We start from the raw sequence: 23,478 nt of genomic DNA, 5'->3' as shown, positions 1-23,478 counted from the left end.
TACGAATTGAAAAACCGCCCGGAGCGATCCGGGCGGTTTTCGTTTGTGCTAGCCTCTGATTGATCGGGGGAGGGAAGGCGTTCCCGTCAGTTGAACCGGATGATCGCGACCTCGCCATCGACCGCACCCTGATAAGCCGAGGCGTGCGGCTCTTCCGCCGGAATTTCGGTCAGCATGCCGATCTGGTCGAGATCGGCCTCGATGAAGCCCTCCTCGGCAAGAGCGTTCAAGGCTTCGCGCACGGCGGTGTCGTCATCGGGCGCCTTCAGCAGGATGTGCAGGTCGATGCCTTCGCTTGCCTCGGACTCATAGCCTTTTCCGATGATGATGAAGATCATCGGCCCGTCGAAATTATTGTCGTTATCAGGTGTCGTGATCATCGCCTGTCCTCGGTTCATGGAGATTCGCTTTGTCGAATCCGCTGAGAGGACCTAACGCCGCAATTGCTGATTCCTTAACCGCTTTTGCTGCAAGGCCCAAGTTTTTATCTTGGCGCACGTCCCTGAATGCGTCTAGAAGGATGAAAACAGGGCGTTCGGCCCGCATATCAAGGTGATGCGGCCAAGTTTATTTCTTAACCGGCCTTGACGGAACGGGTGGAAACCAGTAGTACCCCGCCCATCAGATCCCATGTGAGGCTTGGCTGTTCGGGGCGACGCGCCCTGAAGTTCACCTCAAACAAGGTTCTAAACGCACGTTGAAGTCATGATGCTGCACGCATGACGCAGGATTTTATGCGTCCTCTGCTCCTTGTGGTCCATCTGCGGAAGCGGATCGGGCCATATTTTGCGCATTGACGGAAAGCATGCGTCATTGCCGGAGACGGCGTGAGTTCAAGCCCGCAAGGGTACTGAGAAAAACGTAAGGGATGGTTGAATGCCTACCGTAAACCAGCTGATCCGCAAGCCTCGCCAGGCGAACGTAAAGCGTAATAAGGTTCCCGCTCTCCAGGAGAACCCGCAGAAGCGCGGCGTTTGCACGCGCGTCTACACGACCACGCCGAAGAAGCCGAACTCGGCTCTGCGTAAGGTCGCAAAGATCCGCCTGACCAACGGCTTCGAAGTCATTGGTTACATCCCCGGCGAAGGTCACAACCTTCAGGAACACTCCGTCGTCATGATCCGCGGCGGCCGCGTCAAGGACCTTCCGGGTGTCCGTTATCATATCATCCGCGGCGTTCTCGATACCCAGGGTGTCAAGAACCGCAAGCAGCGTCGCTCCAAGTACGGCGCGAAGCGTCCGAAGTAATTCGGTTTTGAATAATCCGGCGCTGCGCGAGGTCCTCCGCGTGATGAAGCGCCTTAACGGTTGAAGAGACGAAAAGTATGTCCAGACGTCATAAAGCAGAAAAGCGCGAGATCAACCCGGATCCGAAGTTCGGTGACCTCGTCGTGACCAAGTTCATGAATGCCATCATGCTCGATGGTAAGAAGTCCGTTGCTGAAAACATCGTCTACGGTGCGTTCGACGCCGTCCAGGGCAAGTCCAAGCAGGAGCCGCTTTCGGTTTTCCATTCTGCGCTCGACAACATTGCCCCGCACGTTGAAGTCCGCTCGCGCCGCGTCGGTGGTGCGACCTATCAGGTTCCGGTCGACGTCCGTCCGGAGCGCCGCCAGGCTCTCGCCATTCGCTGGCTGATTGCCGCCGCCCGCAAGCGCAACGAAACCACCATGATCGACCGTCTGTCCGGCGAACTGCTCGATGCGTCCAACAACCGCGGCTCCGCCGTCAAGAAGCGCGAAGACACGCACAAGATGGCTGACGCCAACCGCGCGTTCTCGCACTATCGCTGGTAATTCCGAACGGTATCGAAAGGCAGTCCACAATGGCTCGCGAATATAAGATCGAAGACTACCGCAATTTCGGTATCATGGCGCATATCGACGCCGGCAAGACCACGACCACCGAGCGTATCCTTTACTACACCGGCAAGTCGCACAAGATCGGCGAAGTCCACGACGGCGCAGCCACCATGGACTGGATGGAGCAGGAGCAGGAGCGTGGCATCACGATCACGTCCGCTGCCACCACGACCTTCTGGAAGGGCCGTGACGGCAAGATGCGCCGCTTCAACATCATCGACACTCCCGGCCACGTCGACTTCACCATCGAAGTCGAGCGTTCGCTGCGCGTTCTGGACGGCGCCATCGCGCTGCTCGACGCCAACGCCGGCGTGGAGCCGCAGACGGAAACCGTCTGGCGCCAGGCTGAGAAGTACAATGTTCCGCGGATGATCTTCTGCAACAAGATGGACAAGACCGGCGCGGACTTCTACCGCTCGGTCGAGATGATCAAGACGCGTCTCGGTGCGACCGCCGTCGTCATGCAGCTGCCGATCGGCGCTGAAAGCGACTTCAAGGGCGTTGTCGACCTCGTCGAGATGAATGCCCTGATCTGGCGCGACGAATCGCTCGGCGCCCAGTGGGACGTCGTCGAAATCCCGGATGACCTGAAGGCCAAGGCTGAAGAATATCGTGAAAAGCTGATCGAGACGGTCGTCGAGATCGACGAAGCTGCGATGGAAGCCTACCTCGAAGGCAACATGCCCGACAACGATAAGATCCGCGAACTCGTTCGCCGCGGCACGATCGACGTCAAGTTCCATCCGATGTTCTGCGGCACCGCCTTCAAGAACAAGGGTGTGCAGCCGCTGCTCGACGCCGTCGTCGACTACCTGCCGTCGCCGCTCGACATTCCGGCGATCAAGGGCATCGACTTCAAGACCGAAGCTGATATCGAGCGTCATGCAGACGACGCCGAGCCGCTTTCGATGCTGGCGTTCAAGATCATGAACGACCCCTTCGTCGGTTCGCTCACCTTCGCACGCATCTACTCCGGCAAGCTCGAAAAGGGCTCCTCGGTTCTGAACACGGTCAAGGACAAGCGCGAGCGCGTCGGCCGTATGCTGCAGATGCACTCCAACTCGCGTGAAGACATCGAAGAAGCCTTCGCGGGCGACATCGTTGCTCTCGCCGGCCTCAAGGAAACCACCACTGGCGATACGCTCTGCGATCCGCTGAAGCCGGTTATCCTCGAGCGCATGGAATTCCCCGAGCCGGTCATCCAGATCGCCATCGAGCCGAAGTCCAAGGGCGACCAGGAAAAGATGGGCCTCGCGCTCAACCGCCTGGCAGCTGAAGACCCGTCCTTCCGCGTGAAGACGGACCAGGAATCCGGCCAGACGATCATCGCCGGCATGGGCGAACTGCATCTCGACATCATCGTCGACCGCATGCGTCGCGAGTTCAAGGTCGAAGCAAACGTCGGTGCGCCGCAGGTTGCTTACCGCGAAACCATCACGCGCCAGACCGAAGAAGACTATACGCACAAGAAGCAGACCGGTGGTACCGGCCAGTTCGCACGTGTCAAGATCATCTTCGAACCGAACCCGGAAGGCGAAGACTTCAAGTTCGAATCCAAGATCGTCGGCGGCTCTGTTCCGAAGGAATACATCCCGGGCGTTCAGAAGGGCATCGAGAGCGTTCTGTCTTCCGGTCCGCTGGCTGGCTTCCCGATGCTCGGCGTCAAGGCGACGCTCATCGACGGCGCCTTCCACGATGTAGACTCGTCGGTCCTGGCGTTCGAAATCGCTTCCCGCGCTTGCTTCCGTGAAGCAGCGAAGAAGGCCGGCGCTCAGCTCCTCGAGCCGATGATGAAGGTCGAAGTCGTCACCCCGGAAGATTACGTCGGTGACGTTATCGGCGACCTCAACTCCCGCCGTGGCCAGATCCAGGGTCAGGAAAGCCGTGGCATCGCGGTTGTCATCAGCGCCAACGTTCCGCTGGCCAACATGTTCAAGTACGTCGACAACCTGCGCTCCATGTCGCAGGGCCGCGCGCAGTACACGATGACCTTCGATCATTACGCGCCGGTCCCGTCGAACGTCGCAACCGAAATCCAGGCAAAGTATTCCGGTCAGAAGTGACCGGAATACCAATTGACCGATAACAAGAATTAGCTCCTCTCGGGGACTAGCAAAACGGAGAGCCGAAAATGGCAAAGAGTAAGTTTGAGCGCAACAAGCCGCACGTTAACATTGGCACGATCGGCCACGTTGACCACGGCAAGACGTCTCTGACGGCAGCGATCACGAAGTACTTCGGTGAGTTCAAGGCGTACGACCAGATCGACGCGGCTCCGGAAGAGAAGGCGCGCGGCATCACGATCTCGACGGCGCACGTTGAGTATGAGACGCCGGCCCGCCACTATGCGCACGTCGACTGCCCCGGCCATGCCGACTACGTGAAGAACATGATCACCGGTGCGGCGCAGATGGACGGCGCGATCCTGGTTTGCTCGGCTGCTGACGGCCCGATGCCGCAGACGCGCGAACACATCCTGCTCGCCCGCCAGGTCGGCGTTCCGGCGATCGTTGTGTTCCTGAACAAGGTCGACCAGGTTGACGACGCCGAGCTTCTCGAGCTGGTCGAGCTCGAGGTTCGCGAGCTTCTGTCGTCCTACGACTTCCCGGGCGACGACATTCCGGTCGTCAAGGGCTCGGCGCTTGCTGCTCTTGAAGATTCCGACAAGAAGATCGGCGAAGACGCGATCCGCGAACTGATGGCAGCGGTCGACTCGTACATCCCGACGCCTGAGCGTCCGGTTGACCAGCCGTTCCTGATGCCGATCGAAGACGTGTTCTCGATCTCGGGCCGTGGTACGGTCGTGACCGGCCGCGTCGAGCGTGGCATCATCAAGGTTGGTGAAGAAGTCGAGATCGTCGGCATCCGTCCGACGTCGAAGACGACGGTGACCGGCGTTGAAATGTTCCGCAAGCTGCTCGACCAGGGCCAGGCCGGCGACAACATCGGCGCGCTGATCCGCGGTGTGAACCGTGACGGCGTCGAGCGTGGTCAGATCCTGTGCAAGCCGGGCTCGGTCAAGCCGCACAAGAAGTTCAAGGCAGAAGCCTACATCCTGACGAAGGAAGAGGGCGGCCGTCATACGCCGTTCTTCACCAACTACCGTCCGCAGTTCTACTTCCGCACGACGGACGTTACCGGCATCGTGACGCTTCCGGAAGGCACGGAAATGGTCATGCCGGGCGACAACGTCACGGTTGACGTCGAGCTGATCGTTCCGATTGCGATGGAAGAAAAGCTGCGTTTCGCTATCCGCGAAGGCGGCCGCACCGTCGGCGCCGGTATCGTCGCTTCAATCGTCGAGTAATTCCTTCGGCCACTCCGGTGGGGTGGCCGATTCGATGACAATATTATGATGCAGGCGGCGCAAGCCGCTTGCTTATTACACAGAAATGTAGCAAATGGCGCGCGAGCGCGATTTGCGCGCCGCTTTGGACGACGAAGCGGTGACTGAACAAGCAAATAAGGTGGGCTAGAAGGCCCTGAAGACTGGATAGGGATGTCGGGTATCGGCGCCCTCTCGATCTTTGAAACCGGTGGTCCGCCTTAGGAAGAAAGAACAACCCGTGTCTTGTCCAGAGACATGCGGAAAACAAACACAAGGATAACGTCGAATGAACGGCCAAAATATCCGCATTCGCCTGAAGGCGTTCGATCACCGGATTCTCGATGCTTCTACGCGCGAGATCGTGTCGACGGCGAAGCGCACCGGTGCAAGCGTCCGGGGCCCCGTTCCGCTTCCGACCCGCATCGAGAAGTTTACGGTCAACCGGTCCCCGCACATCGACAAGAAGAGCCGCGAACAGTTCGAGATGCGCACGCATAAGCGCCTGCTCGACATCGTAGACCCGACCCCGCAGACGGTAGACGCGCTGATGAAGCTCGATCTCGCCGCCGGTGTCGATGTTGAGATCAAGCTCTGAGCTTGCTCGAGCTGAGTTGGAAGGATTGAACCGATGCGTTCAGGTGTGATTGCACAAAAGGTGGGAATGACCCGCGTCTACAATGACGCCGGCGAGCATGTCCCGGTAACGGTACTGCGTATGGACGGCTGCCAGGTCGTTGCCACGCGCACTGTCGAGAAGAATGGCTATACCGCAGTTCAGCTCGGTGCCGGCCAGGCGAAGGTGAAGAATACGTCGAAGGCGATGCGCGGCAACTTTGCCGTTGCCAACGTCGAGCCGAAGGCCAAGCTCGCAGAATTCCGCGTGTCGGAAGACAATCTGCTGGAGATCGGCACGGAGCTCAAGGCGGGTCACTTTGCCGCCGGTCAGCTCGTCGATGTGACGGGTACGACGATCGGTAAGGGTTTTGCCGGCGCCATGAAGCGCCATGGTTTCGGCGGTCTGCGCGCCACGCACGGTGTGTCGGTTTCGCACCGTTCGCACGGTTCGACCGGCTCGCGCCAGGATCCGGGCAAGGTTTTCAAGAACAAGAAGATGGCTGGTCACATGGGCCAGACGCGCGTCACGACACAGAACCTGGAAGTGGTTTCGACCGACGAAGATCGCGGTCTGATCCTGATCAAGGGTGCTGTTCCCGGTTCCAAGGGTGCCTGGATCATCGTGCGCGACGCCGTCAAGTCGGCCGCGAAGTAAGGGAGCCAGATCAATGGAATTGAACGTCAAGACCCTCGAGGGAAAAGACGCCGGGAAGGTCTCCCTTTCGGACGAGATTTTCGGCCTCGAGCCCCGCGAAGACATTCTCGCCCGCGTTATCCGCTGGCAGCTTGCCAAGAAGCAGCAGGGCACGCACAAGGCAAAGGGCCGCGCTGAAGTCTCGCGCACCGGTGCCAAGATGTACAAGCAGAAGGGTACGGGCCGCGCTCGTCACCATTCGGCTCGCGCTCCGCAGTTCCGCGGCGGCGGCAAGGCCCATGGCCCGGTCGTTCGCAGCCACGAGCACGACCTTCCGAAGAAGGTTCGGGCACTCGGCCTTCGCCATGCCCTTTCGGCCAAGATCAAGGCTGATGACGTTATCGTCATCGACAACCTGGTCGCAGCTGAAGCCAAGACCAAGGCTCTCGCGTCCGCTTTCGAGACGCTCGGCCTGACCAACGCCCTCTTCATCGGCGGCGCAGAGCTTGACGGCAACTTCAAGCTTGCGGCACAGAACATCCCGAACATCGATGTTCTGCCGATCCAGGGCATCAATGTTTACGACATCGTGCGCCGTGGCAAGCTCGTGCTTTCCAAGGCTGCGGTTGAAGCGCTAGAGGAGCGATTCAAGTGACCGATCTTCGCCACTACGATGTGATCGTCTCTCCGGCGATCACCGAAAAGTCCACGCTGGTATCCGAAAACAACCAGGTTGTTTTCAATGTCGCCAAGCAGGCGACAAAGCCGGAAATCAAGGCTGCTGTCGAGGCGCTGTTCGGCGTCAAGGTTACGGCCGTCAACACTCTGCTGCGCAAGGGCAAGACCAAGCGGTTCCGCGGTTTCGTCGGCAAGCAGAAGGACGTGAAGAAGGCTGTCGTGACGCTGGCTGAAGGCCAGACGATCGACGTCTCCACCGGTCTCTGAGGAATAAGAAAATGGCATTGAAAACATTCAATCCGACGACCCCGAGCCAGCGTCAGCTGGTCATCGTGGACCGCTCCTCGCTCTACAAGGGCAAGCCGGTCAAGGCGCTGACGGAAGGTCTGACCAAGAGCGGTGGTCGTAACAACCTCGGCCGCATCACGGCTCGCTTCATCGGTGGCGGTCATAAGCGCAGCTACCGTCTGGTCGACTTCAAGCGTCGCAAGTTCGATGTCGAAGGCACGGTCGAGCGTATCGAATACGATCCGAACCGCACGGCTTTCATCGCCCTGGTGAGCTATTCGGATGGCGAGCAGGCCTACATCATCGCTCCGCAGCGTCTCGCCGCCGGCGACAAGGTCATCGCTTCGGAGAAGGCTGTCGACGTCAAGCCCGGCAACACCATGCCGCTGCAGTATATCCCGGTCGGCTCCATCATCCACAATGTGGAAATGAAGCCGGGCAAGGGCGGTCAGATCGCCCGTTCCGCCGGTTCCTACGCACAGCTGGTGGGTCGAGACCAGGGCATGGCGATCCTTCGCCTGAACTCCGGTGAGCAGCGCCTCGTAAGCGGCATCTGCCTTGCTTCGATCGGCGCCGTCTCCAATCCGGACCACGCCAACATCAACGACGGCAAGGCCGGTCGTACCGTCTGGCGCGGGAAGCGTCCCCATAACCGCGGTGTCGTCATGAACCCGGTCGACCATCCGCACGGCGGTGGTGAAGGCCGCACCTCCGGTGGTCGCCATCCAGTGACACCGTGGGGCAAGCCGACCAAGGGCAAGCGCACCCGGTCGAACAAGTCGACCGACAAGATGATCATGCGCTCGCGTCATCAGCGTAAGAAGTAAGAGAGGAAGTCTCCAATGGCTCGTTCAGTATGGAAAGGTCCGTTCGTTGACGGCTATCTTCTCAAGAAGGCTGAGAAGGTTCGTGAAGGCGGACGTGCAGAAGTGATCAAGATCTGGAGCCGTCGCTCCACGATCCTGCCGCAGTTCGTCGGTCTCACCTTCGGCGTCTACAACGGCAGCAAACATGTCCCGGTCAGTGTCAATGAAGACATGGTCGGTCACAAATTCGGTGAATTCTCTCCGACCCGCACCTACTACGGTCACGGCGCGGACAAGAAGGCGAAGAGGAAGTAACAATGGGCAAGGCAAAAGCCGAACGCCGGCTGAAGGACAACGAGGCGCAAGCAGTCGCCCGCACGCTCCGCGTCAGCCCCCAGAAGCTCAACCTGGTTGCTGCGGCCATCCGCGGCAAGAAGGTCGAGCGTGCACTCGCTGAGCTGGAGTTTTCCCGCAAGCGCATCGCGGGCGCCGTCAAGAAGACGCTCGAATCCGCGATCGCCAACGCCGAGAACAACCACGATCTCGACGTCGACGCACTCGTCGTCGCCGAAGCCTACGTCGGCAAGTCGATCGTCATGAAGCGTTTCCACGCTCGTGGCCGCGGTCGCGCGTCGCGCATCGAAAAGCCCTTCGCGCACCTGACGATCGTCGTTCGTGAAGTGCAGGCAGCAGAGGAGGCCGCATAATGGGTCAGAAAATCAATCCGATCGGTTTCCGTCTCGGCATCAATCGTACCTGGGATAGCCGCTGGTTCGCGGACAATGCCGAGTATGGCCAGCTGCTGCACGAAGACCTGAAAATGCGCAAGTTCGTGATGAGCGAACTGAAGCAGGCCGGGATCTCCAAGGTGGTTATCGAGCGTCCGCACAAGAAGTGCCGCGTCACGATCCACTCGGCTCGTCCGGGCCTGATCATCGGCCGCAAGGGCGCCGACATCGACAAGCTCCGCAAGAAGCTGTCCGATATGACCAACTCGGAAACGCACCTCAACATCGTCGAAGTGCGCAAGCCCGAAGTCGACGCAACTCTGGTCGCTCAGTCGATCGCCCAGCAGCTCGAGCGCCGCGTGGCTTTCCGCCGCGCCATGAAGCGCGCCGTTCAGTCCGCGATGCGTCTTGGCGCCGAGGGCATCAAGATCACCTGCGCCGGCCGTCTCGGCGGTGCGGAAATCGCCCGTACGGAATGGTACCGTGAAGGTCGCGTGCCGCTGCACACGCTGCGCGCCGACATCGACTACGGCACGGCAGAAGCAGAAACCGCATTCGGTATCTGCGGCATCAAGGTCTGGATCTTCAAGGGCGAAATCCTTGAGCACGATCCGATGGCTTCCGAACGTCGCGCGCTGGAAGGCGACGCACAGGGTCCGGCAAGCCGCGAACGCGACCGTGGCGATCGTCGCCGCGAACGCGACAACGCGTAATTAGCGCTGGCGAAAGATAAGCTCGGAGAAGTAAGAAAATGTTGCAGCCAAAGCGTACTAAGTACCGCAAGCAGTTCAAGGGCCGCATCAAGGGCGTCGCCAAGGGCGGTTCTGACCTGGCATTCGGCGAATTCGGCCTGAAGGCTCAGGAGCCCAACCGCGTCAACGCACGCGAGATCGAAGCGGCTCGCCGCGCGATCACGCGTTACATGAAGCGCGCCGGCCGTGTATGGATCCGCGTGTTCCCGGACGTTCCGGTAACCGCAAAGCCGACCGAAGTCCGCATGGGTAAGGGTAAGGGCTCCGTTGAGTACTGGGCATGCAAGGTCAAGCCCGGTCGTATGATGTTCGAGATCGACGGCGTCAGCGAAGAGATCGCCCGTGAGGCGCTTCGTCTCGGCTCTGCCAAGCTCTCGGTCAAGACGCGCTTCGTACAGCGCATTGCAGAGTAAGGATTGAGCTCATGAAAGCCTCAGATGTTCGCGCGTTGACCGCCGACCAACTCAAGGACGAGCTTGCCAAGCTGAAGAAGGAGCAGTTCAACCTGCGCTTCCAGAAGGCGACCGGCCAGCTCGAAAAGTCCTCGCGCATCAACGAAGTCCGCAAGGACATCGCCCGCGTGAAAACCATTGCCCGCCAGAAGGCGGCAGAAGTTAAGGCCTAAAGGAAGAAAAATATGCCGAAGCGCATCCTGCAGGGCGTCGTCGTTGGCGACAAGAACGAGAAGACGGTAGTGGTTCGTGTCGAGCGTCGTTTCGCTCACCCGCTGCTCCAGAAGACCGTTCGTCGATCCAAGAAGTACAAGGCCCACGACGAAAACAACCAGTACAAGATCGGCGATACCGTATCCATCGAGGAATGCGCGCCGATCTCCAAGGACAAGCGCTGGACGGTGATTGCCGCCCAGGGCAAGTAACAGAATTTTGGCCGAGGCCTTGCGTCTCGCCGAAATATCTGTATGAAGCAGCGTCAGAACGCTCGAATGCCGGGCGTTCTTTTGCTTTGAGCGCACGGAAGGTCCCGTTCGGGAAACCACCCTGGCACGATCGACCCCGCGCTATTCAGCTATGCCGTGTTGTTGCCTGCCGTTACGGCAGGTCGGCCGGCGAACATTTTCATAAGCCGGGGTAGGGGGCTTAGGCCCAACCATTCCGGTAAACCAAGAAGGCGACCTGATATGATTCAGATGCAAACAAACCTCGACGTCGCGGATAATTCCGGCGCACGTCGTGTCATGTGCATCAAGGTGCTGGGCGGCTCGAAGCGCAAGTATGCCTCGATCGGCGACGTCATCGTCGTTTCGATCAAGGAAGCGATCCCGCGCGGCCGTGTGAAGAAGGGTGACGTGATGAAGGCGGTTGTCGTTCGTACCGCCAAGGACATCCGTCGTCCGGATGGCTCGGTCATCCGCTTCGACACCAACGCAGCAGTCCTCATCGACAACAAGAAAGAGCCGATCGGCACCCGTATCTTCGGACCGGTTCCGCGCGAACTTCGCGCCAAGAACCACATGAAGATCATCTCGCTGGCTCCCGAAGTACTGTAAGGAGCGAACGATGCAGAAGATTCGTAAGGGCGACAAGGTCGTCATGCTCGCTGGCAAGGACAAGGGCCGCACCGGCGAAGTCGTACAGGTTATGCCGAAGGAAGATCGTGCGGTCGTCCGTGGCGTCAACGTCGTCAAGCGCCACCAGCGCCAGACGCAGACACAGGAAGCCGGCATCATCGCCAAGGAAGCTCCGGTTCACCTGTCCAACATTGCAATCGTCGACAAGGACGGCAAGCCGACCCGCGTCGGTTTCAAGGTCGTTGACGGCAAGAAGGTCCGTGTTGCCAAGCGTTCTGGAGAAGTGATCGATGGCTGAGGCAAAGTACGAGCCGCGGCTCAAGAAAGAATATGTCGAGCGCATCCGCAAGGCGATGCAGGAGAAGTTCTCCTACGCCAACGAGATGATGATCCCGAAGCTTGACAAGATCGTTATCAACATGGGTGTGGGCGAAGCCACGGCTGACTCCAAGAAGCCGACCGTTGCTGCTGCCGACCTGGCTGCTATCGCTGGTCAGAAGCCGGTCATCACCCGTGCACGCAACTCTATCGCTGGCTTCAAGGTCCGCGAAAACATGCCGATCGGCGCGAAGGTCACCCTGCGCGGCGCCCGCATGTACGAGTTCCTGGATCGCCTGGTCAACATCGCGCTCCCGCGCGTTCGCGACTTCCGCGGCCTGAACCCGAAGAGCTTTGACGGCCGTGGCAACTTCGCCATGGGCATCAAGGAGCACATTGTGTTCCCAGAAATCAACTACGACAAGGTTGATCAGATGTGGGGCATGGACATCATCGTTTGCACGACGGCGACGACCGACGACGAAGCACGGGCTCTCCTGAAAGAGTTCAGCTTCCCGTTCCGTCAATAACCGTAACGACGAGCGTAGAAAAGGAACCTGACATGGCGAAGACAAGCGCAGTTGAAAAGAACAAGCGCCGCCGTACTACGGTCGCCAACCAGGCCGCTAAGCGGGCTGCGTTGAAGGCGATCATCATGAACCAGGCTCTTCCGATCGAAGAGCGGTTCAAGGCCTCGATCAAGCTGGCATCCCTGCCGCGCGATGGATCGAAGACCCGTATTCGCAACCGTTGCGAAGTTTCGGGGCGTCCGCGCGCATATTACCGCAAACTGCGCATGTCGCGTATTGCGCTGCGTGAACTGGGCAATCTCGGCAAGGTGCCGGGCATCGTCAAGTCGAGCTGGTAAGGAGCAGGTTAGATGACAATGACTGATCCGTTGGGCGATATGCTCACCCGTATCCGTAACGGCGCTTCCCGCCGCAAGTCGTCGGTTTCGACGCCTGCGTCCAAGCTCCGCGCACGTGTTCTCGATGTCCTGCAGTCCGAAGGCTACATCCGTGGCTATTCCGTTGTCGATTTCGGCAATGGCAAGTCGGAGCTCAGCATCGAGCTGAAATATTATGAAGGCGCATCGGTGATCCGTGAGATCGGCCGTGTGTCCAAACCGGGCCGCCGGGTTTATGTCTCGGTCAAGTCCATTCCGCAGGTCGCGAACGGCCTCGGCATCACCATCCTTTCGACTCCGAAGGGTGTGATGGCCGATCACCAGGCTCGCGAACAGAACGTTGGTGGCGAGGTTCTTTGCTCGGTCTTCTAAGATTGGGCAGGGATCTCCATAGCGAACAGACAGGATTGAAACATGTCTCGTATCGGTAAGAAGCCCGTTCAGGTGCCTGCTGGGATCACGGCTACGGTCGATGGCCAGAAGGTTACCGCAAAGGGCCCGAAGGGCGAGCTGTTTTTCGTTGCTAACGACGAAATCAGCCTCAAGCTCGAAAACAACGCGGTCGTTGTGACGCCCGTGAACCAGACCAAGGATGCGCGTTCGAAGTGGGGCATGTCCCGCACGATGATCGAAGGCATCTTCAAGGGCGTCAAGGACGGCTTTGAGCGCAAGCTCGAAATCAACGGCGTCGGTTACCGCGCCGCCCTGCAGGGCAAGAACCTGCAGCTGGCCCTCGGCTTCAGCCACGACGTGATCTATGAGCCGCCGGTCGGCATCACGATCGCCGTTCCGAAGCCGACTGAAATCGTTGTCTCCGGCATCAATAAGCAGCAAGTCGGTCAGGTCGCCGCTGAAATCCGCGAATATCGCGGTCCTGAGCCCTATAAGGGCAAGGGCGTCAAGTACGCTGACGAGCGGATCGTCCGCAAAGAAGGCAAGAAGAAGTAAGGATCACGCGAAATGGCTAGCAGGAAAGAAGCACTTGCACGTCGTGCCAACCGCGTGCGCCGTCATCTCAAGTCGGTGGCCAATGGCCGTCCGCGCCTGTCGGTTCATCGCTCCTCGAAGAACATCTATGCCCAGATCATCGACGATGTGGCTGGCAAGACGCTTGCGTCTGCCTCCACTCTCGAGAAGGATCTGCGCGGTTCTCTGAAGACCGGTGCCGATACCGCCGCCGCTGCTGCAGTGGGCAAGCTCGTCGCCGAGCGCGCCTCCAAGGCCGGCGTGTCGGAGGTCGTGTTCGACCGTGGCGCCTTCATCTATCATGGTCGCATCAAGGCTCTTGCCGAAGCGGCCCGCGAAGGCGGTCTCACCTTCTGATCAGTTTCCGGCCGGACGCGTCAAGCGCCGGCCGGATTTTCGCCGGACCGCGGCACTCTCCAAAAGGGGAGGCTGATGCGGTCCACATTTGTTTGCCGATTGCACCCGGAAAAGAAAAAGGAAGAGGACAATGGCACAGGAAAGAAGGCCGCAGCGGGAAGACCGCCAGAGCCGTGAAGAGCGCGATAGCGAATTCGTCGACAAGCTTGTCGCGATCAACCGCGTCGCCAAGGTCGTCAAGGGCGGCCGTCGTTTTGGTTTCGCAGCACTCGTCGTCGTCGGCGACCAGAAGGGCCGCGTCGGCTTCGGCCATGGCAAGGCACGCGAAGTGCCGGAAGCCATCCGCAAGGCAACCGAAGCCGCCAAGCGCGAGCTGATCTTCGTACCGCTGCGTGACGGCCGTACGCTGCATCACGACGTTCATGGCCGCCATGGCGCCGGCAAGGTTCTGCTGCGCTCGGCCAAGGTTGGTACCGGTATCATCGCCGGTGGTCCGATGCGCGCCGTATTCGAAACGCTCGGCATGCACGACGTCGTCGCCAAGTCGACCGGTTCGTCGAACCCCTACAACATGGTTCGCGCCACCTTCGACGCTCTGAAGCACCAGGTTCACCCGAAGGACATCGCAGCTCAGCGCGGCATCAAGTATGCAACGCTGCAGGCTCGTCGTAGCGCCTCCGGCAACGCCTCTGAAGAATAAGAGGAGCTGACCAATGGCCAAGGCTACCAAGAAGGCTGAAGCGAAGACCGTCACGATCGAACAGATCGGCAGCCCGATTCGCCGTCCGGACGTCCAGCAGCGCACGCTGATCGGTCTCGGACTGAACAAGATGCACCGTCGCCGCACGCTGGAGGATACTCCTTCCGTTCGCGGCATGATCCGTGCTGTCCAGCATCTCGTTCGCATCGTCGACGAGAAGTGAGACGGAGGAAACGCTCATGAAACTCAATGAAATCAAGGACAACGAAGGCTCCACCCACAGCCGCAAGCGCCTCGGCCGCGGTATCGGTTCGGGCTCCGGCAAGACGGCTGGTCGCGGTGTCAAGGGTCAGAAGTCCCGTTCCGGCGTCGCCATCAACGGCTTCGAAGGCGGCCAGATGCCGATCTATCGTCGCCTGCCGAAGCGCGGCTTCAACAACATTTTCGCTTCCGACTTTGTTGTCGTGTCGCTTGCTCGCATTCAGGCAGCAATCGACGCCGGCAAGCTCGATGCCAAGGCGACTGTTGACGCATCTGCCCTAAAGGCCGCCGGCGTTATCCGCCGCGCCAAGGACGGCGTTCGCGTTCTCGCTGACGGCGAGCTCAAGGCCAAGATCACCATCGTCGTCGCAGGCGCTTCCAAGCCCGCCGTCGAGAAGATCGAAAAGGCCGGCGGCACAGTGACGCTGCTTTCGGCTCCGGCTGCAGCAGAATAATATCTGATGATATATCGCCCGGGGTGCTTCACACCGGGCGATTTTGCTCCCATATGTGGGCCTCACAAAAACTTGGCTGGCGCCCCCGCGTCATGCCGGTAAGACTGGAAAACAAGGGTGAGGCATGGGGTTGCGCTGCAATCCGTCCAAAACCCAGTTTTGAATTATTTTCATACTGATTCCGGGGCCGGTATTTTCCCAGAGACGCCGGAATTGGTAGGGCGGAGAATCGCATGGCTTCTGCAGCGGAACAATTGGCATCCAACCTCAATTTTTCGACCTTTGCCAAAGCCGAGGATTTGAAGAAGCGCCTGTGGTTCACACTGGCAGCTCTCCTCGTCTACAGGCTCGGCACCCATATCCCGCTTCCGGGTCTCAATCCCGAAGCCTATGCCCAGGCGTTCCGCGGCCAGGCAGGCGGTATTCTCGGCCTTTTCAACATGTTCTCGGGCGGCGCCGTTCAGCGCATGGCGATCTTTGCGCTCGGCATCATGCCCTATATCTCCGCTTCGATCATCGTGCAGCTGATGACTTCGGTCGTGCCGACGCTTGAAAACCTGAAGAAGGAAGGCGAGCAGGGTCGCAAGATCATCAACCAGTACACCCGCTACGGCACCGTCATTCTGGGTGCGCTCCAGGCATACGGCATTGCCGCCGGCCTCGAGAGCGGCCAGGGTCTTGTCGTCGATCCGGGCTGGTTCTTCCGTATTTCCACCGTTCTGACGCTGCTCGGCGGCACGATGTTCCTGATGTGGCTCGGCGAGCAGATCACCTCGCGCGGTATTGGCAACGGCATTTCGCTGATTATCTTCGCCGGTATCGCAGCCGGCCTTCCGAGCGCTCTTGCCGGCACGCTCGAACTCGGCCGCACCGGCGCGCTGTCGACCGGCCTCATCCTGCTCGTCATCATTGTCGCGATCGCCGTCATCGGTGTCATCGTCTTCGTGGAGCGCGCCCAGCGCCGGCTGCTGATCCAGTATCCGAAGCGCCAGGTCGGCAACCGTATGTTCCAGGGCGATACGTCGCACCTGCCGCTGAAGCTCAACACATCGGGCGTGATCCCGGCGATCTTTGCCTCTTCGCTCCTACTTCTGCCGGCGACGGTCGCGGGTTTTGCCAACACCACGGCGATGCCTGCCTGGGCGACGTCGATCGTTGCCGCCCTCGGTCATGGCCAGCCGCTCTACATGGTGCTCTATGCGGCGCTGATCGCCTTCTTCGCTTTCTTCTATACGGCCATCGTCTTCAATCCGAAGGACACGGCCGACAATCTGAAGAAGCATGGCGGCTTCATTCCCGGCATCCGTCCGGGTGAGCGCACTGCCGAATATATTGACTACGTGCTGACCCGCATCACGGTGATTGGCGCCATCTATCTCGTCTTCGTCTGCATCCTCCCGGAGATTCTGGTGTCGCAAACCGGCATTCCATTATCCCTTGGTGGGACTTCGCTTTTGATCGTGGTTAGCGTAACTCTTGATACGGTTGCACAGATCCAGGGTCACCTGATCGCGCAGCAATACGAAGGCCTGATCAAGAAATCGAAGTTGCGAGGAGGAAAGAGGGGGCGATGAGACTTATCCTTTTGGGGCCGCCGGGCGCGGGCAAGGGAACCCAGGCCCAGCGGATCGTGGAAAAGCACGGCATTCCGCAGCTTTCTACGGGAGACATGCTGCGTGCGGCGGTCAACGCCGGTACGGAGGTCGGCAAGCGCGCCAAAGCGGTGATGGATGCCGGCAAGCTGGTCTCGGACGAGATCGTCATCGCCATTGTCTCCGAGCGAATCGATCAGCCCGATTGCGCCAACGGTTTCATTCTCGACGGTTTCCCCAGGACGCTCGTCCAGGCGGACGCCACCGAGGCGATGCTGAGGGCGAAGGGTCTAGGTCTCTCTGTCGTCATCGAATTCCGTGTCGACGATGCCGAACTGGTCCGTCGTGTTGCCGGCCGCTATTCCTGCGCACAGTGCGGCAGCGTCTATCATGACACTGACAAGGTTCCGGCCAATGAAGGCGTGTGCGACAAGTGCGGTTCCACCCACTTCAAGCGCCGCCCGGACGACACTCCGGAAACCATGACGGCCCGGCTGCAGGTCTATTACAAGGAGACCTCACCGCTGATCGGCTACTACCATGCCAAGGGCAAACTCAAGTCCGTGGACGGCATGGCGGAGATAGATCAGGTGACCGCCGAAGTCGAAGCCATTCTTTCCAAGCTTTAAGGCTTTGAAAATAAAACTTGGCGGAACGGTTGCTTTTCAGCAGTGATTCCGCTAAACACCGCGCCAACTCGCGACATTCCATGCGATCGGCGCGGATTTCCCAGGGAAGTCCGGGTTCGGTCGTATTGACATGTTGCGGACCTAATTTGAACGGGCGGTTCTCAAGGACCGCATAACGAAGCCCACTTGCCGGATGGCAACTGGAATGCAAGGAGAACAGGCGTGGCACGTATCGCTGGCGTCAACATCCCGACTGCAAAGCGCGTGGTCATCGCGCTGACCTACATTCACGGGATCGGTCCGAAATTCGCACAGGAAATCGTCGAGAAGGTCGGTATTCCGGCTGAACGTCGTGTGCATCAGCTGACGGACGCTGAAGTCCTTCAGATCCGCGAAACCATCGACCGTGATTATCAGGTCGAGGGTGATCTTCGTCGCGAAACCGCGATGAACATCAAGCGTCTGATGGATCTCGGCTGCTACCGCGGCCTGCGTCATCGTCGCGGCCTTCCGGTCCGCGGCCAGCGCACGCACACCAATGCCCGCACCCGCAAGGGTCCGGCAAAGGCAATCGCTGGCAAGAAGAAGTAATTTCCGGGAAACCGGGGTGGGGAGGCTGGCGGTCCGCGCTGGCCTCTTTTGAGTTTGGAGCGGGACCATATAGGCGCCGTTCCGGTGTAGCCGCTGGTATTACGGCGGTGAAGAGATCAACGAAAGGAATAGCATGGCTAAGGAAGCCGTCCGCGTTCGCCGTCGCGAGCGCAAGAATATCTCGTCGGGTGTCGCTCACGTCAACTCGACCTTCAACAACACGATGATCACCATCACTGATGCGCAGGGCAATGCGATCGCCTGGTCGTCGGCTGGCGCCAAGGGCTTCAAGGGCTCGCGCAAGTCGACCCCCTTCGCTGCCCAGATCGCTGCCGAAGACTGCGCCAAGAAGGCCCAGGAACACGGCATGAAGTCGCTGGAAGTCGAAGTCTGCGGTCCGGGTTCGGGTCGTGAATCGGCTCTGCGCGCGCTCCAGGCTGCAGGTTTCATGATCACGTCCATCCGCGACGTGACGCCGATCCCGCACAATGGCTGCCGTCCGCGCAAGAAGCGCCGCGTCTGATCATCGCTCTCGTCACCGGTGAGCGCCCTGGCGCTCCTGGTGGTTTTCAAGCTCGGTTGTCACGATTGGATGGTGGCAACGAACGGAAGGCAAACTCATGATTCAGAAGAACTGGCAGGAACTGATCAAGCCGAACAAGGTGGAGTTCTCCTCGAGCTCGCGCACCAGGGCGACGCTCGTTGCCGAACCGCTGGAGCGCGGCTTCGGCCTCACCCTCGGCAACGCACTGCGCCGCGTTCTGCTCTCCTCGCTGCGCGGTGCCGCCGTCACGGCGGTGCAGATCGACGGCGTGCTGCATGAATTCTCCTCGATTCCGGGCGTCCGCGAAGACGTCACGGATATCGTGCTCAACATCAAGGAAATCGCCATCAAGATGGATGGCGACGACGCGAAGCGCATGGTCGTGCGCAAGCAGGGCCCGGGCGTTGTCACGGCTGGCGATATCCAGACGGTCGGCGATATCGAAATCCTCAATCCCGAGCATGTGATCTGCACGCTCGACGAGGGCGCCGAGATCCGCATGGAATTCACCGTCAACAACGGCAAGGGCTACGTTCCGGCCGAGCGCAATCGTGCGGAAGATGCTCCGATCGGTCTCATCCCGGTCGACAGCCTCTATTCGCCGGTCAAGAAGGTGTCCTACAAGGTTGAAAATACCCGCGAAGGACAGGTTCTCGACTACGACAAGCTGAACATGACCATCGAAACCGATGGCTCGATCACCGGCGAAGACGCCGTCGCTTTCGCGGCGCGCATCCTCCAGGATCAGCTTGGCGTCTTCGTCAACTTCGACGAGCCGCAGAAGGAAACCGAAGAGGAAGCAGTCACCGAACTCGCTTTCAACCCGGCTCTGCTCAAGAAGGTGGACGAACTCGAACTGTCGGTCCGTTCGGCAAACTGCCTGAAGAACGACAACATCGTCTACATCGGCGACCTCATTCAGAAGACCGAAGCAGAAATGCTCCGCACACCGAATTTTGGTCGCAAGTCGCTGAACGAAATCAAGGAAGTTCTCGCTTCCATGGGCCTGCACCTCGGCATGGAAGTGCCGGCATGGCCGCCCGAGAACATCGAAGATCTCGCCAAGCGTTACGAAGACCAGTATTAAAAACCAAAAAGGCAGGCTCTTTCGGCTGCCTTTCCCCGTCAAACAGCAGGCCGATCGCCTGCATGTGCCAGGAAACGGCAGGCCCGGTTAACGTAAGGGCACCTGCATTAAAGGAGAGTAGCAATGCGCCATGGTAAAGCCGGCCGCAAGCTGAATAGAACCGCAAGCCACCGCAAGGCGATGTTCGCCAACATGGCGGCTTCGCTCATCACCCACGAGCAGATCGTCACGACCCTGCCGAAGGCCAAGGAAATCCGTCCGATCGTCGAGAAGCTCGTCACGCTCGGCAAGCGCGGTGACCTGCATGCTCGCCGCCAGGCGATCTCGCAGATCCGCGATGCCGCCGTCGTTTCGAAGCTGTTCGACACGATCGCAACGCGCTACGCCACCCGCAACGGCGGCTACCTGCGCATCATGAAGGCCGGCTTCCGCCAGGGCGACAACGCCGCTTTGGCCGTGATCGAATTCGTTGATCGCGACACCTATGCCAAGGGCGCAGCCGACAAGGCCCGCGTTGCTGCCGAAGAGCAGGCCGTCGCCGCTTAAATTTTCCGCTTCGCCGGAAACGGAACAGCCGGGCTGCAAAGCCCGGCTGTTTTTCTTTGTCCATGCGCGTGCGTAAAGGCTCCTTTTGGCGCAATGCTGTCGCCGGAAGCTCCCGACATGGATGCGGCCCATCGATCCGCCGAAACTGCTCAGACCGCTCGAACTTCAGCGAGCCGCTTGGCGGCGTAGTCGTCCTGCCAGCAGACGGCGGCTTCCCATGCGGCTGACGCTTGCGCGGCGATGTCGTGCGCGCCGTCGTCGAGACCGGCAGTGTTGCCGGGCAGCACCAGGTCGAGGTCGGGAGCGTCGACATGTGACTCGTCCCAGTCGATCAACGCGACCCGGTCGGGGGTTATGCGGACGTTGCCAGGGCTGTTGGGATTGCCGTGGACAACGCATCTCTGACGTCCGGCGAGCCGCGCCCACGCTGCGCGACATCGAATAACGCCCTCGGGCGGCATCGCGGCAAGGTTGATCCTCGTTCCGGTTTCCGCGTGAAGGAGGTCGGTCGACGATCGCCAGCCCGGACGCTGCGGCCAGCCCTGTGTCAACCGATGCAGCTCGCGGAGCGTGTCGGCCACGCGACGCCAGTCGGACCCTGTCTCGGGCGCTCCGCCCTCCATGTATTTCATCACCACCAGCCCGTCCACGAACAGCCGGCCGTCCGTCGTCGGGGTCGGCACTGGAACGTGCATGCCTTCACTGTCGAGGTATTGGATCAGCTCGGTTTCCCATGCGAGATCGGCGTTGGTCCGGCTGCCGAGACCACCGACCGCGATCTGCCCGTGGACGCGAACGCTCCACACGCCATTGGCAACTCCACCCGTCAGTCGTTCGATGCGAACCGCATCTTCACCCCATTGCCCGAGTACTTCCCATCCCATTGGCGATATCCCTGGCGGCTATGATTCAATTGACGGAAGAAATAGAGAAAGTTTAGGACGCCAAGATGTCCGTGTCCGGCGCAAAGCAGCCATGGCGGCAATCATCGAAACTGCCTAAAGCATCTTGGTCAAGGTGCGGCAGCGACACCGCTTACCAAACCCTGGAGATTAAGGTGGAAGGTTCTCTGCGCGAAGCACATTCCCGATCGCAGTTCCTCCGTCTCGCGGCTGTGTTTGTGGTGATTGCGGTCGGCCTGGCCCTCAGGCGCTTGGGCTACGCGGTCGATCTGCCTTTCGTCGTTGTCAAATATGGCGGGTCGGCGCTCTGGGGAGCGATGGTCTATCTGCTGGTGGCGCTCGTCTTCGGAAGGTCACCGCGGGCGGTCATTGCGGTCATGGCGCTTTTCATAGCAATCTCGGTCGAATTGTTCCGGCTTTATCATACGCCCGGGTTGGACGCGTTTCGGCTGACGACTGCAGGCGCCTTGTTGCTCGGCCGGATATTTTCCCTCTGGAACATACTCGCCTACGCGGTCGGCATCGCCGCAGCCTGTGCCTTTGATCCGCGCGTCGTTGAGACTCGGCTGACTACCGTCAGGAAACCGACGCCGCCGCACGATTGCGTTGCCGCCCCTGGCTTTTTTTCCGACTGCGTGCGATCGGCCGCCAAGAGCGGTAGAGGATGAGCGCGATAATCAAACCCACATAAATAAACTGCTGGAGATCGAGGATCTTGGTCGAAAGCGCAAAATGCAGAGCCCCGCAGGCGGCAATGATGTAGACGAGGCGGTGCAGCCAGATCCAGGTGTTGCCGAGGCGACGGATCGAGAGGTTATTGGAAGTCACCGCCAGGGGAATAAGCATCGCAAGGCCGGCCATGCCGAACATGATGAACGGGCGCTTCAACACGTCATTGATGACGGCCTGAATTTCCATCGCCTGGTCGAGCACCATGTAGACGGTAAAATGCATCAGCGCGTAGTAAAAGGTCAGCAAGCCGAGCGCGCGGCGATAGCGCAGATAGTTCCAGCCGAAAAGCTCGCGGGCAGGGGAGACGGCAAGCGTCAGAATCAAAAAGCGGATTGTCCAGATGCCAAGGAAGAGCTCGAAGGTCTTCACCGGATCGGCGCCGAGCTGATCGGTCGCGCCGAGATAAAAGGCCCAGGCGGCGGGCACGAGCCCGACGACATAAAGCAGCCAGACGGAGGCAGGCTGCCAGCGCTTCGGGATGGCAAGCGACAGTTCGGCCATCAGAAATTCGCCTTCAGGTCCATGCCGGCATAAAGGCTCGCCACCTCGTCGGCATAGCCGTTGAAGGGCAGGGTGGGGCGGCGGCTTGCGCCGAAGAAGCCGCTTTCGCCGATGCGCCTCTCGCTTGCCTGACTCCAGCGCGGATGGTCGACGGCCGGGTTGACGTTGGCGTAGAAGCCGTATTCCTGCGGATTGGTCACCTGCCAGGTGTTCTTCGGCTGCTGGTCGGTGAGCGTGATCCTGACGATCGACTTGATGCCCTTGAAGCCGTATTTCCACGGCACAACAAGCCGGATCGGCGCACCATTCTGGTTCGGTAGCGTTTCACCATAAAGCCCGACGGCAAGCAGCGTCAGCGGGTGGCGCGCCTCGTCCAGCCGCAGCCCCTCGACATAGGGCCAGTCGAGCGACTGAAAGAAGCCCTTCTGCCCTGGCATCTCCTCCGGTCGCACGACGGTTTCGAAGGCGACATATTTGGCGCTGCCGAGCGGCTCCACCTTGTCGAGCAGCGCCGCCAGCGGAAACCCGTTCCATGGAACGACCATCGACCAGGCCTCGACGCAGCGCATCCGATAGGTGCGCTCCTCGATCGGGAATTCCTTCATCAGCGCCTCGACGTCGAAGGTGCCTGGCTTGTTGACCATGCCGTCGATCTTGACCGTCCAGGGCAGCGGCTTGAAATCGCCGGAGAGAGCGGCGGGGTCGCCCTTGTCGAGACCGAACTCATAGAAATTATTGTAGGTCGTGACGTCCTTGATCGGCGTCGTCTTCCCATCGACCTTGTACTTGCTCTCGACGGCGGAAAGGGTGGCCGCGCTCGCCTTGCCGGCGCCATAGAGCGCCATGGCGCCAAGCGTCGCTGCGCCCAGGAACTCACGGCGACGCAGATAGAGCTGGCGCGGCGTGATCTCCGACGACGCGATCCTTGGGGGGCGATAGCTTGGCATGTCGAAAACCTCCAGGGCGGATATTCCGAATATAGACCTTAAACGAACCGCCCGCATGTTCGGATCAATTTCTATGCCTTGAATATTGCTGACAGGAAGCCAATTTTTTGTGTTCGGCTGTGATGGAATAGGGTGTAACCAAAGGTCCCGCCGAACCGTATATATTCGAATTGCGCTCAACGCGCTTCTCCCGGCAGCGTACCGGATTTGGCCTTGCCGGTAGT

35 protein-coding genes and 1 pseudogene are annotated in these 23,478 nt (G+C 59.9%); 32 read left to right on the top strand and 4 right to left on the bottom strand.

What is annotated here, in order from left to right:
- Nucleotides 1-86: 86 nt before the first annotated feature.
- The gene (locus HJC04_RS25900) at nt 87-380 is read right to left on the bottom strand and encodes a transcriptional regulator (protein WP_085777819.1); all 294 of its coding nucleotides are present in this window, start codon (nt 378-380) and stop codon (nt 87-89) included.
- Nucleotides 381-876: 496 nt separating this feature from the next.
- Between HJC04_RS25900 and rpsL the strand changes: the two genes are divergently transcribed.
- The 31 genes from rpsL (at nt 877) to rplQ (ending at nt 20,172) form a co-directional block, all read left to right on the top strand.
- A complete protein-coding gene (gene rpsL / locus HJC04_RS25895) occupies nt 877-1,248 on the top strand; it encodes a 30S ribosomal protein S12 (RefSeq protein WP_003547537.1) in 372 nt (123 codons plus the stop codon).
- 77 nt (nt 1,249-1,325) lie between these two features.
- Nucleotides 1,326-1,796: a 30S ribosomal protein S7 gene (rpsG, locus tag HJC04_RS25890; protein WP_004669085.1), complete on the top strand. Its 471-nt coding sequence runs from the start codon at nt 1,326-1,328 to the stop codon at nt 1,794-1,796.
- Between the two features lie 29 nt (nt 1,797-1,825).
- Nucleotides 1,826-3,925, top strand: coding sequence for an elongation factor G (fusA, locus tag HJC04_RS25885; RefSeq protein WP_210628248.1), 2,100 nt, complete (start codon nt 1,826-1,828; stop codon nt 3,923-3,925).
- A gap of 68 nt (nt 3,926-3,993) precedes the next feature.
- Nucleotides 3,994-5,169 carry an elongation factor Tu gene (tuf, locus tag HJC04_RS25880; protein WP_011424970.1) on the top strand — a complete coding sequence of 392 codons (1,176 nt, stop codon included), beginning with the start codon at nt 3,994-3,996 and terminating at the stop codon, nt 5,167-5,169.
- Nucleotides 5,170-5,476: 307 nt separating this feature from the next.
- Nucleotides 5,477-5,785: a 30S ribosomal protein S10 gene (gene rpsJ, locus HJC04_RS25875; RefSeq protein WP_003547547.1), complete on the top strand. Its 309-nt coding sequence runs from the start codon at nt 5,477-5,479 to the stop codon at nt 5,783-5,785.
- A 33-nt stretch (nt 5,786-5,818) separates the two neighbouring features.
- Nucleotides 5,819-6,460 carry a 50S ribosomal protein L3 gene (gene rplC, locus HJC04_RS25870; protein WP_004674916.1) on the top strand — a complete coding sequence of 214 codons (642 nt, stop codon included), beginning with the start codon at nt 5,819-5,821 and terminating at the stop codon, nt 6,458-6,460.
- Nucleotides 6,461-6,473: 13 nt separating this feature from the next.
- Complete coding sequence (gene rplD / locus HJC04_RS25865) at nt 6,474-7,094, top strand: 50S ribosomal protein L4 (protein ID WP_004674918.1); 621 nt, start codon at nt 6,474-6,476, stop codon at nt 7,092-7,094.
- Nucleotides 7,091-7,384, top strand: coding sequence for a 50S ribosomal protein L23 (locus tag HJC04_RS25860; RefSeq protein ID WP_003547550.1), 294 nt, complete (start codon nt 7,091-7,093; stop codon nt 7,382-7,384). The genes rplD and HJC04_RS25860 overlap by 4 nt, the downstream gene beginning before the upstream one ends.
- A gap of 11 nt (nt 7,385-7,395) precedes the next feature.
- A complete protein-coding gene (rplB, locus tag HJC04_RS25855) occupies nt 7,396-8,232 on the top strand; it encodes a 50S ribosomal protein L2 (protein ID WP_184452872.1) in 837 nt (278 codons plus the stop codon).
- 15 nt (nt 8,233-8,247) lie between these two features.
- Nucleotides 8,248-8,526: a 30S ribosomal protein S19 gene (gene rpsS, locus HJC04_RS25850; RefSeq protein WP_007531666.1), complete on the top strand. Its 279-nt coding sequence runs from the start codon at nt 8,248-8,250 to the stop codon at nt 8,524-8,526.
- Nucleotides 8,527-8,528: 2 nt separating this feature from the next.
- Nucleotides 8,529-8,918 carry a 50S ribosomal protein L22 gene (gene rplV / locus HJC04_RS25845; protein WP_004674922.1) on the top strand — a complete coding sequence of 130 codons (390 nt, stop codon included), beginning with the start codon at nt 8,529-8,531 and terminating at the stop codon, nt 8,916-8,918.
- On the top strand, nt 8,918-9,652 hold the full coding sequence (rpsC, locus tag HJC04_RS25840; protein ID WP_003573793.1) for a 30S ribosomal protein S3: 735 nt from the start codon (nt 8,918-8,920) through the stop codon (nt 9,650-9,652). The genes rplV and rpsC overlap by 1 nt, the downstream gene beginning before the upstream one ends.
- A 38-nt stretch (nt 9,653-9,690) precedes the next feature.
- Nucleotides 9,691-10,104 (top strand): 50S ribosomal protein L16, encoded by a 414-nt coding sequence (gene rplP / locus HJC04_RS25835; RefSeq protein ID WP_003573792.1) that lies wholly within the window; start codon nt 9,691-9,693, stop codon nt 10,102-10,104.
- A gap of 11 nt (nt 10,105-10,115) precedes the next feature.
- Nucleotides 10,116-10,316 (top strand): 50S ribosomal protein L29, encoded by a 201-nt coding sequence (rpmC, locus tag HJC04_RS25830; protein ID WP_004674925.1) that lies wholly within the window; start codon nt 10,116-10,118, stop codon nt 10,314-10,316.
- A 12-nt stretch (nt 10,317-10,328) separates the two neighbouring features.
- Nucleotides 10,329-10,568 (top strand): 30S ribosomal protein S17, encoded by a 240-nt coding sequence (gene rpsQ / locus HJC04_RS25825; protein ID WP_004674926.1) that lies wholly within the window; start codon nt 10,329-10,331, stop codon nt 10,566-10,568.
- 261 nt (nt 10,569-10,829) lie between these two features.
- Nucleotides 10,830-11,198 carry a 50S ribosomal protein L14 gene (gene rplN, locus HJC04_RS25820; RefSeq protein WP_003573790.1) on the top strand — a complete coding sequence of 123 codons (369 nt, stop codon included), beginning with the start codon at nt 10,830-10,832 and terminating at the stop codon, nt 11,196-11,198.
- Nucleotides 11,199-11,208: 10 nt separating this feature from the next.
- Nucleotides 11,209-11,517 (top strand): 50S ribosomal protein L24, encoded by a 309-nt coding sequence (gene rplX / locus HJC04_RS25815; protein ID WP_008521328.1) that lies wholly within the window; start codon nt 11,209-11,211, stop codon nt 11,515-11,517.
- Entirely contained in the window at nt 11,510-12,067 is a 558-nt protein-coding gene (rplE, locus tag HJC04_RS25810) for a 50S ribosomal protein L5 (RefSeq protein WP_004674930.1), read from the top strand. Before rplX ends, rplE begins: the two co-directional genes overlap by 8 nt.
- 32 nt (nt 12,068-12,099) lie before the next feature.
- Nucleotides 12,100-12,405, top strand: a complete 306-nt coding sequence (rpsN, locus tag HJC04_RS25805) for a 30S ribosomal protein S14 (RefSeq protein ID WP_003573787.1) — start codon at nt 12,100-12,102, stop codon at nt 12,403-12,405.
- A 12-nt stretch (nt 12,406-12,417) separates the two neighbouring features.
- A complete protein-coding gene (gene rpsH / locus HJC04_RS25800; RefSeq protein WP_003547562.1) occupies nt 12,418-12,816 on the top strand; it encodes a 30S ribosomal protein S8 in 399 nt (132 codons plus the stop codon).
- Nucleotides 12,817-12,858: 42 nt separating this feature from the next.
- Entirely contained in the window at nt 12,859-13,392 is a 534-nt protein-coding gene (gene rplF, locus HJC04_RS25795; protein ID WP_008521309.1) for a 50S ribosomal protein L6, read from the top strand.
- A 12-nt stretch (nt 13,393-13,404) separates the two neighbouring features.
- The gene (rplR, locus tag HJC04_RS25790) at nt 13,405-13,767 is read left to right on the top strand and encodes a 50S ribosomal protein L18 (protein ID WP_210628246.1); all 363 of its coding nucleotides are present in this window, start codon (nt 13,405-13,407) and stop codon (nt 13,765-13,767) included.
- 130 nt (nt 13,768-13,897) lie between these two features.
- Nucleotides 13,898-14,467, top strand: coding sequence for a 30S ribosomal protein S5 (gene rpsE, locus HJC04_RS25785; protein WP_003573784.1), 570 nt, complete (start codon nt 13,898-13,900; stop codon nt 14,465-14,467).
- A 13-nt stretch (nt 14,468-14,480) separates the two neighbouring features.
- Nucleotides 14,481-14,690, top strand: coding sequence for a 50S ribosomal protein L30 (rpmD, locus tag HJC04_RS25780; RefSeq protein ID WP_011424988.1), 210 nt, complete (start codon nt 14,481-14,483; stop codon nt 14,688-14,690).
- Nucleotides 14,691-14,706: 16 nt separating this feature from the next.
- Entirely contained in the window at nt 14,707-15,183 is a 477-nt protein-coding gene (gene rplO, locus HJC04_RS25775) for a 50S ribosomal protein L15 (protein WP_221147432.1), read from the top strand.
- A 233-nt stretch (nt 15,184-15,416) separates the two neighbouring features.
- Nucleotides 15,417-16,757 (top strand): preprotein translocase subunit SecY, encoded by a 1,341-nt coding sequence (secY, locus tag HJC04_RS25770; RefSeq protein ID WP_085777822.1) that lies wholly within the window; start codon nt 15,417-15,419, stop codon nt 16,755-16,757.
- On the top strand, nt 16,754-17,404 hold the full coding sequence (locus HJC04_RS25765) for an adenylate kinase (RefSeq protein WP_210628244.1): 651 nt from the start codon (nt 16,754-16,756) through the stop codon (nt 17,402-17,404). Before secY ends, HJC04_RS25765 begins: the two co-directional genes overlap by 4 nt.
- 222 nt (nt 17,405-17,626) lie before the next feature.
- On the top strand, nt 17,627-17,995 hold the full coding sequence (rpsM, locus tag HJC04_RS25760) for a 30S ribosomal protein S13 (RefSeq protein ID WP_011424992.1): 369 nt from the start codon (nt 17,627-17,629) through the stop codon (nt 17,993-17,995).
- Nucleotides 17,996-18,128: 133 nt separating this feature from the next.
- Nucleotides 18,129-18,518, top strand: coding sequence for a 30S ribosomal protein S11 (gene rpsK / locus HJC04_RS25755; protein WP_003547577.1), 390 nt, complete (start codon nt 18,129-18,131; stop codon nt 18,516-18,518).
- Nucleotides 18,519-18,615: 97 nt separating this feature from the next.
- A complete protein-coding gene (locus tag HJC04_RS25750) occupies nt 18,616-19,626 on the top strand; it encodes a DNA-directed RNA polymerase subunit alpha (protein ID WP_003547579.1) in 1,011 nt (336 codons plus the stop codon).
- Nucleotides 19,627-19,749: 123 nt separating this feature from the next.
- Entirely contained in the window at nt 19,750-20,172 is a 423-nt protein-coding gene (gene rplQ / locus HJC04_RS25745) for a 50S ribosomal protein L17 (RefSeq protein WP_088685497.1), read from the top strand.
- 149 nt (nt 20,173-20,321) lie between these two features.
- Here the strand turns inward: rplQ and HJC04_RS25740 are convergent, their stop codons facing one another.
- Nucleotides 20,322-21,056: a phosphotransferase enzyme family protein gene (locus tag HJC04_RS25740; RefSeq protein WP_221147431.1), complete on the bottom strand. Its 735-nt coding sequence runs from the start codon at nt 21,054-21,056 to the stop codon at nt 20,322-20,324.
- Nucleotides 21,057-21,229: 173 nt separating this feature from the next.
- On the opposite strand from HJC04_RS25740, the pseudogene HJC04_RS25735 reads away from it, so the two are divergent.
- A pseudogene (locus HJC04_RS25735) lies at nt 21,230-21,622 on the top strand (DUF2809 domain-containing protein); the annotation flags it as partial.
- Nucleotides 21,623-21,650: 28 nt separating this feature from the next.
- Here HJC04_RS25735 and msrQ read toward each other — a convergent pair.
- Together msrQ and msrP are read right to left on the bottom strand one after the other, a co-directional pair.
- Nucleotides 21,651-22,307, bottom strand: a complete 657-nt coding sequence (msrQ, locus tag HJC04_RS25730) for a protein-methionine-sulfoxide reductase heme-binding subunit MsrQ (RefSeq protein WP_210628242.1) — start codon at nt 22,305-22,307, stop codon at nt 21,651-21,653.
- On the bottom strand, nt 22,307-23,254 hold the full coding sequence (gene msrP, locus HJC04_RS25725) for a protein-methionine-sulfoxide reductase catalytic subunit MsrP (RefSeq protein WP_210628241.1): 948 nt from the start codon (nt 23,252-23,254) through the stop codon (nt 22,307-22,309). The genes msrQ and msrP overlap by 1 nt, the downstream gene beginning before the upstream one ends.
- Nucleotides 23,255-23,478: the final 224 nt, after the last annotated feature.

Origin of the sequence: Rhizobium sp. NLR8a (assembly GCF_019685235.1) — a bacterium.
Classification (GTDB): Bacteria; Pseudomonadota; Alphaproteobacteria; order Rhizobiales; family Rhizobiaceae; genus Rhizobium.
This window is presented reverse-complemented; position numbering and strand designations above follow the sequence as displayed.